The following is a 6,330-nucleotide window of genomic DNA, read 5'->3' on the forward strand; positions in this document are numbered from 1 at the left end:
ATTATCGAAGATACCAAGGTAAAGCTTGATGTTGCAGGAGAGCCTTTCCGCGCGTCAGGATCGGTGCTGGCAAAACCAGGTTTTCGTGCCATTTATCCTTATGGTCTGCGCAAAGACGAGCAGCTTCCCATCCTTGCTGAGGGGGATGTGTTGTCGCTTGCGAGCATGAATAAGGATCACAAGCAAACCGAGCCCCCTGCGCGATATAGTCAAGGCAAACTCATTCAGGAGATGGAAAAACGCGGTCTGGGTACCAAATCCACGCGCGCCTCGATTATTCAGCGCCTCTATGATGTGCGCTATCTCAAAAATGATCCTGTAGAGCCAAGCCAGCTCGGCATGGCGGTCGTTGACGCTTTGTCGCAGTATGCTCCACACATTACAACTCCCGATATGACCGCTGAGCTCGAAGGTGATATGACTCAGGTGGCCGAAGGCAGTAAGTCACAAGACCAGGTTGTTATGCATTCGCGGGCGCTTCTTGCCAGCATGATGGACGAGCTGATTGAGCACAAAGATGATTTGGGTGACCGTATTTCGGATGCCGTGACCGCTGATGCCAAGGTGGGTACTTGTCCTAAGTGTGGTCGCGATCTTGTGATGAAGCACTCGGCAAAGACTCGCGGCAGCTTTATTGGCTGCATGGGCTGGCCTGATTGTGATGTTACCTATCCTGTGCCAACGGGTCGCATTGAGCCGCTTGAGGGTGATGCAGGCATCTGCCCAGAATGTGGAGCTCCCCGCGTTAAGGTGCATCCCTTCCGTCAACGCGTCTTTGAAACGTGCGTTAATCCTGCTTGTCCTACCAATGTTGAGCCCGATCTTGTTGTAGGAAAATGCAAGGCATGCGCGGAGGCTGGTCGCCAGGGTGATTTGGTGGCGCATAAATCTGAGCGTACGGGCAAACGTTTTATTCGCTGCAGCAACTATGATATCTGCGGTACGAGCTATCCCTTGCCACAGCGCGGTAAGCTTGAGGCAACGGGTGAGACGTGTCCTGACTGCGGCGCACCGATGGTGGTGGTCAATACCCAGCGGGGTCCTTGGAAGATTTGTGTCAACATGGATTGTCCGAGCAAGGAAAAAAAACCCACGACTCGTGGGCGTTCTGCTGGGCGCAAGGCGAGCTCCACACGCAAGACGAGCAGTAAGAAGGCCAGCACTAAGAAGGCAAGCAGCAAAAAGACAGCCTCACGCAAGAGCTAGGAGATGGTCGCATGAGCGGCTTGTTCATAACGCTTGAAGGTCCCGATGGCTGCGGTAAGACAACGCAGACCACGCGCTTGAACACTGCTCTTCTTGAGGCTGGGTATAGCGTATGCCGTCTACGCGAACCGGGTGGGACGAAGGTTTCCGAAAAGATTCGTACGTTGTTGTTGGATACAGCAAATGCGGGTATGTGCTCTGAGTGCGAATTGTTGCTCTATGAAGCCTCGCGTGCGCAGTTGGTACACGAGGTAATTGAGCCCGCGTTGGCTGCGGATACCTTAGTACTTTGTGATCGCTTTTTTGATTCGACGTACGCTTATCAAGCGGGTGGTCGAGGACTTTTGGATTCATTGGTGCGTCAGGCTAATACACTGGGTAGTCTTGGGCGCAAGCCCAACAGGACGCTGGTGTTAGACATGCCCGTTGAACAATCCTTTGCCCGCGCAACTGCAACGGGCGTTGATCGCATGGAGGCGGCAGGTTTAGAGTTTCAGCAGCGCGTGCGTTCTGCGTACGTAAGGCTTGCAAAAGAAGAGCCCAAACGTGTCAAACTTGTGGATGCCACCGGCAGCCCAGAAGAGGTCTTTGCCCGCGTGTGTAGGGCTTTAGCAGATTTGCTTCCCCCGTTGGTGGAGGCAAGAGATGAGTGAGTTTGCATCCCCACTACCTCCGGCTTTACAACAAATTCAGTGGAATATCCAGGTGCGAGATTTTCTTGCTTTTGCCGTATCACATGAGTATGTATCGCATGCGTATTTGTTTGTGGGTCCTGCGGGTTCGGGTAAAACGGAAGCGGCGCTGGCCTTGGCGCAGTGCATCGTCTGTCCTTGTGGGGGAGACGGTACGTGTCAGGAGTGTCAGCGCGTGGCACATGGTACGCACCCTGATGTACAAGTCATGAAACCTGAAAGTGCGATGGGATATTTGGTGTCACAAGCGCGCGAGCTGACGGCGCAGGCCGCGATGACCCCCGTGCGAGCCCAGCGCAAAGTTTATATTTTGCATGAGGCAGGCAAACTTGGTGGTGTCGCAGCAAACGCCCTGCTCAAAACTATCGAAGAGCCACCATCAGATGTGGTCTTTATTCTGATTGCGCGCTCGGTCGATCAGCTTTTGCCCACCATTGCCTCGCGCTGCCAGCAGGTATTCTTTCATGTGGCGAGTGAGCAGGACGCTTGTGCACTTATTCAGTCACAGACCGCTGCTGATGCTGTTGATGCGCGTATTGCTCTTTCGATTGCACAGACGCCTTCAAAGGCGGCAGAGCTACTTTCGTCTTCCAAGCGTTGGGAAGCACGTACGCTTGCGATACACACGCTGGCGCAATTAGCCCAGCTAGACGATTGGGATATTTTGCTTGCTGCTCAGACGTTTGTTGAGGCAGCAGGTATTTCTCTTATCAAAAAGTCTTCCAAAAAAGAGAACAGTACGCTGACTGAAACAGAGAAAGAGCGTATCGCTATTCGCAAAGAATACTTAAGCACCTCGGCTATTCATCGGCTTGGCGAAGCAGATAAGCGCGAACAAACTGCTCAAGCTCGTTCAGGTATTATGGAAATGCTTGCAGCTCTATCGTCTGTCTTGCGGGACGTTTTGCTGCGTTCGGAGGGGGTTGGTCAGGACATCGTCAATAGCGATGTAGCTGATGTGGTTGAGCAACTTGCCAGCGCATGTGGCACTGAAGGTGTTTTTGCTGCGCTTGACGCTCTCAATCATGCAGCGGATGACCTTTCTCACAATGTCACACCTCAGCTGGCCATTGAGGCCATGCTTTTGCGCATCAAGGAGGCGCTCATATGCCCACCGCGATCCCGGTAAAGTTTCGCTATGCAAGCTGTGATTTGCTTTTTGATCCTCGCCAGAGCGAGGCTATCGAGGGCGACCATGTAGTCTGCGAGACTGAACGTGGACTTGAAATTGGACTTACAACAGCTGACGCTCAGGATTATTCTGATGCCGATTTGCACGAAATTATTGGTGATGCACCCTTGCGGGCGGTTATTCGTGTTGCAACAGAGGAAGATCTTGTTCGAGCAGACGAGCTCGCCGAGGATGCCGAGCGCGCGCTACCCATCTTTCGTCGTCTAGCCAAAGAAGACGGTCTAGACATGAAGCCCGTTGGAGTGGAATACACCTTTGACGGAACCAAGGCAGTTTGCTATTTTTCAGCTGACGAGCGCGTAGATTTCCGTCAGCTTGTACGGGATTTGTCCCATGAACTGCATTGTCGTATCGATATGCGCCAAATTGGCGTACGCGAGGAAGCAGCGCTGGTAGGTGGCTATGGCCACTGTGGCCAAGAGCTATGCTGTGCTCGCTTTGGACATCAGTTTGAGCCTGTGTCGATTCGTATGGCAAAAGAGCAGGATCTGCTGCTGAACTCTGCCAAAATTTCAGGTGCTTGTGGCCGCTTGATGTGCTGTTTGCGCTATGAGTTTGAAGCATATCGTGACTTTAAGCAGCGTGCACCCAAGCGTAATGCCATTATTGATACACCGCTGGGTAAGGCAAAGATTGTTGAGTACAACACGCCCAAAGAAGAACTGGCGATGCGTCTGGAAAACGGCAAGACTATCCGTGTCAAGCTCGCTGATATGACCACGTCAGATGCTGCGGTCAAAAAGAGCGAAGAGCTTAATTGTCCTTGCCGCCCCGATACGGTAACGCGCGATATTTTGGAAAAGCTCAGTTCTCCCGATGTACAAATGGCTCTAGCCGAACTGGATCGCCAATATGGCGTTGACGCAGATGAGCAGGACTTTGATGAAAGTGACATTTTTGTGTCACAGAAAGCTCGCCCGCGTTCTGCCGAAAAGAAAAATGAGCTTGAAGCACAGCCTGTCGCAGCGGAGAAAAAAATAGCTCAGCCGCGTCGCCGTCGCCATAGAATTCAGGAAGTAGCCGAAACTCAAAATGGGCGTTCTGCTCAGGGTCACCCTACTGCTGGACGTCTTGCTTCCAAGAAAAAAGATAGCAAGCAAAATGTTATTGCGTCACAGACAGAAGCTCCCCGCAGGCGTCGTCGTCATCACAAGGCTGAGGGTGCGGAGGCACAGCCACAAATAAGGACAAATGCCAAGCAGTATCATCCGACTTCGGAGGGCAGTGGCACAAACCGTCGTCTCAGGCGCCGTCCGGGTGATCGTGGTGGAGCAGCTGATCGGCAGACGAATAAGCCTCAGGGCGGCTTTGGTGCCGGTCGCAAGTCTAACAACAAGGGAAATTCTAATACGCAGCAGACTCCTCAGCCTCGCAAGCGCGTAAACCGTCGTCGCCATCGCAATTCTGGAAGTTCCAACCAAAGCGATTAAGTAGTAGCTTGCACCGCGCATCTGTGCCTCACAAAAAGCAACGAGAGCAGCGGCGCATGGTGCAAGCTAGCTTTTGTACGGCGCATGTCGCAGAGTGCTATTTTGTTTTGGTACCGCGCTTAATAGAGGGGAAGCGCGCCTGTGATGGGGTCTATGTCGGATGCGCGAAGGGGTTCAAAGGCAAGACAGGTATACGTTGCCTCGCCATGGAACTCCGTGAGGCCTGCATCGCGAATGAGTGATACCAAAAATCCCTGTTCACGGCCTTGATGTGCGATCTCGAGTAACTCTTCTTCTGAATCAACATAGACGCAGACCTTGGCTACGCCAAAGCGAAACCAGTCAGTTAATGCCGATGGCTCACCCGCATCATCAAGGTCTGCCCAACAAGGCGTTTCCGTCTCGTCTACGTTGAGATATACATCTTGGAGACGATTTTCGCGGGCAAGTGCCATCAACACGGCTTCGACGCAAGCATGACCTGCTTGAGCTGCAATTTTGCCTTTGCGCATCTTGAGGTCGCGGCGCATGACAATGAGTTGCTTGGATTTGTACGAAGACAAACTTTCCTCAGTAGCCATTAGTCCTCAATCTCAAGCAGTTCGATTTCAAAATTGAGGTCCTTACCAGCCATTTCATGATTCATGTCAAAGGTGATGGTTTCTTTATCCATAGCACTCACTACGGCAGGATAGGCGACACCAGACTGCGAACCTAGCGACAGATGCATACCAACCTTGAGGTTTTCGGCACCCGGCAGACCTGCAATGGGGAAGGTCTGTACCAGCTCTAAACGACGGGGACCGTAGGCTTCGGCTGCGGGAATATGAACATTGCGAATTTCGCCAATTTCCATTTCGTTGACGGCAGCGTCAAAACCCTTAATCATCTGACCTGCCATGCACACAAAAGCGAGCGCCTCTCCGCGGTCGCGTGAAGAATCAAATTTTGTACCGTCATCCAATGTGCCCACATAGTGAACCTTGACCTTTTTACCTGCGTTGCTCATAGTCTTCCACCTTCGGGTTTGTGTCCGTTTGTCCGTCTGCGTGTATAGTTGTGTCCTACAGATTTGCTTTAGGTGCTATTGTCGTGCGGTATGGATTCTAACTGTCAAACAGAATGGCTGCCACTGACGACGGTAGTTGGTTATGAATATGTGGAGGTGATTGGGTGGCAAAGGACTTTATTGGAGTGCTTGATTCGGGCGTGGGTGGTATTAGCATCCTGCGCAAGCTTGTGCGCGAGCTGCCTTGCGAGGATTTTTGCTTCTTTGGCGACTCCGCACATAATCCTTATGGTGAAAAAACTGATGAAGAAGTGCGTACCCTCACACGCCACATCATTGCCCAGATGGTGGAAAATGGGGCAAAAGCGGTAGTAATTGCCTGCAATACTGCCACGAGTGCCGCTGCTAAGGCGCTGCGCAATGAATACGATATGCCTATTGTGGGTGTGGAGCCCGCGCTCAAGCCTGCTTGCGAGGTGCTGCCTCAGGGGCGCATTTTGGTGATGGCAACGCCTGTAACCCTGCGTTTGGACAAGTATCAGCAGCTTAAAAATGACTGCCATTGTACAGCAGAAGTTATCGAGGCGCCTTGTGCTGGTTTGGCAACACGGATAGAAAAAGGTCATCTTGATGATGCTGATCTGCATGCGCTGATCGAATCGTTGATTGGGTGCTGGGCGGGCCAAATTGATGGTGTGGTGTTGGGCTGTACACATTATCCCTTTGTGACAAAACAGATTCGTGATGTCCTAGGGGAGGTGCGTTTCTTTGATGGCGCAGCAGGTACTGCGCGGCAGACGA

At 52.2% G+C, this 6,330-nt stretch carries 7 protein-coding genes; 5 read left to right on the plus strand and 2 right to left on the minus strand.

The genetic code is table 11. The annotated features are described in order from the left end of the window. From Q0X25_RS06575 to Q0X25_RS06590, 4 genes are all read left to right on the plus strand, one after another. A partial coding sequence (locus tag Q0X25_RS06575) for a DNA topoisomerase (protein ID WP_298580247.1) occupies positions 1 to 1,206 on the plus strand: 1,206 nt, incomplete at its 5' end. An 11-nt stretch (positions 1,207 to 1,217) separates the two neighbouring features. Beyond that, on the plus strand, positions 1,218 to 1,859 hold the full coding sequence (tmk, locus tag Q0X25_RS06580) for a dTMP kinase (protein WP_298580250.1): 642 nt from the start codon (positions 1,218 to 1,220) through the stop codon (positions 1,857 to 1,859). Further along, positions 1,852 to 3,027 carry a DNA polymerase III subunit delta' C-terminal domain-containing protein gene (locus Q0X25_RS06585; protein ID WP_298580252.1) on the plus strand — a complete coding sequence of 392 codons (1,176 nt, stop codon included), beginning with the start codon at positions 1,852 to 1,854 and terminating at the stop codon, positions 3,025 to 3,027. The genes tmk and Q0X25_RS06585 overlap by 8 nt, the downstream gene beginning before the upstream one ends. Then, a complete protein-coding gene (locus Q0X25_RS06590; RefSeq protein WP_298580255.1) occupies positions 3,006 to 4,520 on the plus strand; it encodes a regulatory iron-sulfur-containing complex subunit RicT in 1,515 nt (504 codons plus the stop codon). The genes Q0X25_RS06585 and Q0X25_RS06590 overlap by 22 nt, the downstream gene beginning before the upstream one ends. Positions 4,521 to 4,639: 119 nt before the next feature. Here the strand turns inward: Q0X25_RS06590 and pth2 are convergent, their stop codons facing one another. Then, positions 4,640 to 5,101, minus strand: a complete 462-nt coding sequence (pth2, locus tag Q0X25_RS06595) for an aminoacyl-tRNA hydrolase (RefSeq protein ID WP_021735891.1) — start codon at positions 5,099 to 5,101, stop codon at positions 4,640 to 4,642. Further along, positions 5,101 to 5,529, minus strand: a complete 429-nt coding sequence (locus Q0X25_RS06600) for a peptidylprolyl isomerase (RefSeq protein ID WP_021735922.1) — start codon at positions 5,527 to 5,529, stop codon at positions 5,101 to 5,103. Before Q0X25_RS06600 ends, pth2 begins: the two co-directional genes overlap by 1 nt. Positions 5,530 to 5,693: 164 nt before the next feature. Between Q0X25_RS06600 and murI the strand changes: the two genes are divergently transcribed. After that, positions 5,694 to 6,330, plus strand: a 637-nt coding sequence (gene murI, locus Q0X25_RS06605; RefSeq protein ID WP_298580262.1) for a glutamate racemase, incomplete at its 3' end; no start/stop codon positions are given.

It is taken from the genome of uncultured Olegusella sp. (genome assembly GCF_947253395.1).
GTDB lineage: Bacteria > Actinomycetota > Coriobacteriia > Coriobacteriales > Atopobiaceae > Olegusella.

Excerpts from the sequence above, each read along its gene's own strand:
- tmk (WP_298580250.1), top strand. The coding sequence starts at position 1,218 with ATGAGCGGCTTGTTCATAACGCTTGAAGGTCCCGATGGCTGCGGTAAG.
- Q0X25_RS06585 (WP_298580252.1), top strand. The coding sequence starts at position 1,852 with ATGAGTGAGTTTGCATCCCCACTACCTCCGGCTTTACAACAAATTCAG.
- Q0X25_RS06590 (WP_298580255.1), top strand. The coding sequence starts at position 3,006 with ATGCCCACCGCGATCCCGGTAAAGTTTCGCTATGCAAGCTGTGATTTG.
- pth2 (WP_021735891.1), bottom strand. The coding sequence starts at position 5,101 with ATGGCTACTGAGGAAAGTTTGTCTTCGTACAAATCCAAGCAACTCATT.
- Q0X25_RS06600 (WP_021735922.1), bottom strand. The coding sequence starts at position 5,529 with ATGAGCAACGCAGGTAAAAAGGTCAAGGTTCACTATGTGGGCACATTG.